This window comes from Collimonas fungivorans (assembly GCF_028292705.1).
GTDB classification, from domain to species: Bacteria; Pseudomonadota; Gammaproteobacteria; order Burkholderiales; family Burkholderiaceae_D; genus Collimonas; species Collimonas fungivorans_B.
In genome coordinates, this window is sequence record NZ_JAQGLV010000212.1 from 1 (window position 1) to 3,952 (window position 3,952).

Consider the following 3,952-nt stretch of genomic DNA (forward strand, 5'->3'; position numbering starts at 1 on the left):
GGCGTCAGCACGGTCAGGTAAGCCAGCCTGCGCGCCTTGCTGTCGCCGTCCCTGAGCGCTTGCTTTTTCTCGTCAGGCGCTGCGGCAGCGGGATTTTTGGTATTGGTCACTGCTTACCCCTGTTGGAAAAGTGTGGTGCTGTCGGTTTCCGCTGTCGTTGCGGATGGTGTCGGACGGGCCTTGGCGTAGGCCAGCGAGCCGGCGTTGAAGGCATCGCGGCAGGCGCTGCGGCGCACCTTGCCGCTGGTCGTCAGCGGAATGGTGGACACCGGCGCCAGGTGCACGGTATGCGGCGCCACGCCATGGCTGCGGGTAATCGCGGCGGCAATTGCGTCTTCGACGTTTTCCAGGTCTTCGCCGTTCAGCTTGGCTGAGCGCAGGATCTCGGCCACCACCACCAGCTGTTCCGTGTCGTCCCGCATTACCGAGAATGCCGCGACGCCGTTGGTGCGGATCGCTGGATGGCTGGCCTGGGCTGCGGCTTCGATGTCTTGCGGATAGAGGTTGCGGCCGGCGAAAATGATGACGTCCTTGATGCGGCCGGTGATATACAGCTCGTCGTCGAGCATGAAACCGAGGTCGCCGGTGCGCAGGTAGGGGCCGTCCTGCTGATCGCCTGCAATGTAGGCATGGAATGTCTCGGTGCTGGCTTCGGGCTGGTTGAGATAGGCTTGCGCCACGCTGGCGCCCTTGAACCACAGTTCGCCGACCGCGCCGGCCGGCAGCTGCTGCAGGGTGTCGGGATCGACGATGGCCATCACATGTCCGCTGGCTACCGTGCCGCAGCTGATGACCGCCGCAGCAGGCGCGTCTGCGGTGGCCGGTATGGCCTGGCCACAGGCCAGCGCTTCATGGTCCAGCAACAGCGTCTTCGGCGTCGCGTCGCGGTCCGCTTTGCCGGAAATGAACAGGGTGGCTTCAGCCAGGCCGTAGCACGGGACAAACGCCGCGCTGGAAAATCCGGCCGGCTTGAATTTTTCCGAAAAGCGGTCAAGCGTGGCTTGCCGCACCGGTTCGGCGCCGCAAAACAGCATCTTCAGCCTGCTCAGGTCGAGCTCGGCGATTTCGTCATCCGTGATGGTATCGACGCACAGGTCGAGCGCGAAATTCGGCGCCACCGAGGTCGTGACCTGGTGCGTCGACAAGCCTTTCAGCCAGCGCAGCGGACGCTGCACAAAATGGGCGGGCGTCATGACCACCAGCGTGAATCCGCTGTACACCGACAGCAGGAGCGCTCCCATCAGGCCCATGTCGTGGTAGGGCGGCAGCCAGGTGAAGCCGATATGTTTTTCTGCCGATCCCAGCCTGATGTCGAGCACGCGGCTATTGCTGATCAGGTTGGCGGCGGAAAGCACCACGCCCTTGGGATTGCCGGTGGAGCCGGATGTGTATTGCAGCAGCGCCGGGAACTGCTCGCTGCCGCCCGCTTCATCGTTCGCATCAGCGGGCAGCGGTTGCGCGTCCTGCGCTTCGAAAAAGTCGCTGCCGATAAACAGCCATTCAGGAACATTGCCCTCGGCGGAGAGCGAGGCATTGAGACGGTCCACGGCTGCGTGCAGGCTGCCTTCGGCGATCACCAGCTGCGCATTGCAATCGTTACAGATGCCGGCGAAACGCGCGACTGCGCGGCTGCCGACCGGCGGGAACGACGGCACCGCGGTTGCGCCCGCCTTGAAAATGGCGAACAGCGCCGTGACGTAATTCAGGCCCGGCTCCAGCACCAGCAGCACCCGGGCGCCCGGCGTCAGCTGCTGTTTGAGCTGGCGCGCCAGGCGGGCGGCGCGCAGGTCGAGTTGACGATAGGTCAATTCAACAATGTCGTCTTCGCCGTTTTTCAGGAAGCGCAGAGCAACCTCGTCCGGCGTCGCCGCGGCGCGCCGGCGCAGGATCGCATCCATGTCGATATCCTGCGCGGCCTGTTCCGGGACCAACACTGTCGCTTCGCTCATGCTCAAGCTGGATGTCATTCGATACTCCGTTGTTTGATTGCCAGGAAAACGCCGCGCGGCCGAGGGCAGACCGGCGTTGCGCCGTTGCACACGGCCGCTCAATCTACGAGACGACTATATGGATTACGTTGTGCCGTGTCTGTTGCGGCGGCGGCCAATTTGATTGCTGCGCGAGACAATTTGCTGCAATGCACCGTCGAGTGCATATCGATCTGCGCATTATTAATATGACGCGGAGCCGGGTGACGCGCTCCTTGCCATATTGCTACCGGCGTACCGAACGAACTGTCGGTGGCGGGACGGAACTGGCCCGCGGAAGTCCGCTAGACGACTTCGACGCCGGCCTCGCCCACCCAGTTTTCGGAGGGCGCGCCGTTGCGTAAATCGAATTCGACGATGCCTCGTTCGCGCACCCCGGATTCCTGCAGCCGCAGGTCGGTGAGCATGCGGCGCGCAGCTGCAGCAGCCTGGTCGACAGCAAGATGGACGATGGGCGCGCTCTGCTTCCAGTTCTGCTGCAGGTGTTCGGTGACGTCCTTGTCCTCGAGCACGGTCTTGACCACCTCTTGCAGGATCATCTGCGTCAGCGGCTGGTTGTCGAGCGCAAAGTCGCGGTGCATGCCGACCCAGATATGGCTGCTGTTGACCGTTTCCGGCGTAAAGATCGACGTGGTGAACAGGCGCAGCGCCGCGCCGTTTTGGTCGTCGGGCGCACGTGCAGTGGTTTCGACGCGGGTATTCCCGACCGGCCAGAAAATCACTTCCTGGGTGCGGTCGATATAGTCGAGCCCCATCATTTTCTTGAGCAGTGGCGAATTCTTTTCCTTGCGCAGCACCCGGCGCACACGCACTTCGCGCTCGTTCACGGTGATGTCGGGCGGCGTCTCGGCTACCGCTATCGAACTGATGGTTTCCGTATGCACGTAATTGATATGGGTCAGGTCGAGCAGGTTGTCGATCGCCAGCCGGTAATCGGTGAGCACGTGGGTGTAGCACATCTCGCCGGCAAATTGCGCCGAGTCGCACACCGAGTGATCCGGAATCAGCGCCTCGTCGCAGAGCGCGGCTTCGCCCATCCACAGCCAGACGAAGCCGTATTTTTCGGCGACCGGATAAGTCTTGACGCAGGCGCGCTGGGGAATCAGCTGCTGGCTGGGGATGTGGATGCATTTTCCTTTGGCGTCGAACTGCAGGCCGTGATACCAGCAGACCAGCGTATCGCCCTGGAGATGGCCTTTCGACAGCGGCACCTGGCGGTGCGGGCAGCGGTCTTCCAGCACCGCCAGCGCACCGTTCGAGGTGCGGTACATGACGATGTTTTCGTTCAGGATTTTGCGGGCGAACAGTTCGGTCTTGATTTCAGACGACAGTGCGGCGACATACCAGGCATTTCGAATCAGCATAGGGCACTTTCCAAGTCTTTTTATGGCGCGGCGGCTGCGAAACAAAGTGCACAGGCGTGCCTGCCCCGGGCCATACAGCAAGTGCAGTACGGCCGGCAGGCGCAACGACGGCGGGCTGGTTTCGCAACAGCCTCGGAGTTGTAAACGCGAGGCTTTGATTGAGGGAGCTTGCGGCGGCTTTATTTACCCCATTCCCGTACGTAGACGGGAAGTTCGGCGTTCAATTCCAGTTTCACTTTTTTCGTGATGTCGTCGCTCAGGACTTCTTCACGGCCGAGTTCAATGGCTTCCAGGGTTTGCCGGACAACCTCTTCCGGTTTGGTTTTCGGGCCTTCGACATGCTTGGCCATGTCGGTGTCGATATAGGCGGCATGCACAGCGACCACCAGCGTGCGGTTGCCGCGCAACTCGTTGCGCAGGCCGTTGGTCAGCGCCCATGCGGCGGCCTTCGAGGCGCAATAGGATCCGATCGACGGCAGGTTGAGCCAGCTCAGGACCGACAGCACATTGACCAGGGCGCCGCCGCCGTTCTCGTGCAGGACAGGCGCGAAAGCCTGCGCCATGGCCAGGGTGCCAAAGAAATTGGTTTCCAGCTGGCGG

General features: G+C 62.2%; 3 protein-coding genes. All 3 read right to left on the reverse strand.

Going from position 1 to position 3,952, the window contains the following annotated elements; translation table 11 throughout:
* Positions 1 to 113 precede the first annotated feature (113 nt).
* Positions 114 to 1,967: a fatty acyl-AMP ligase gene (locus JWQ61_RS12000; protein WP_304360729.1), complete on the reverse strand. Its 1,854-nt coding sequence runs from the start codon at positions 1,965 to 1,967 to the stop codon at positions 114 to 116.
* Positions 1,968 to 2,272: 305 nt separating this feature from the next.
* Positions 2,273 to 3,352: an aromatic ring-hydroxylating dioxygenase subunit alpha gene (locus tag JWQ61_RS12005; RefSeq protein ID WP_304360730.1), complete on the reverse strand. Its 1,080-nt coding sequence runs from the start codon at positions 3,350 to 3,352 to the stop codon at positions 2,273 to 2,275.
* 179 nt (positions 3,353 to 3,531) lie between these two features.
* Positions 3,532 to 3,952, reverse strand: a 421-nt coding sequence (locus JWQ61_RS12010; protein WP_304360731.1) for an SDR family NAD(P)-dependent oxidoreductase, incomplete at its 5' end; no start/stop codon positions are given.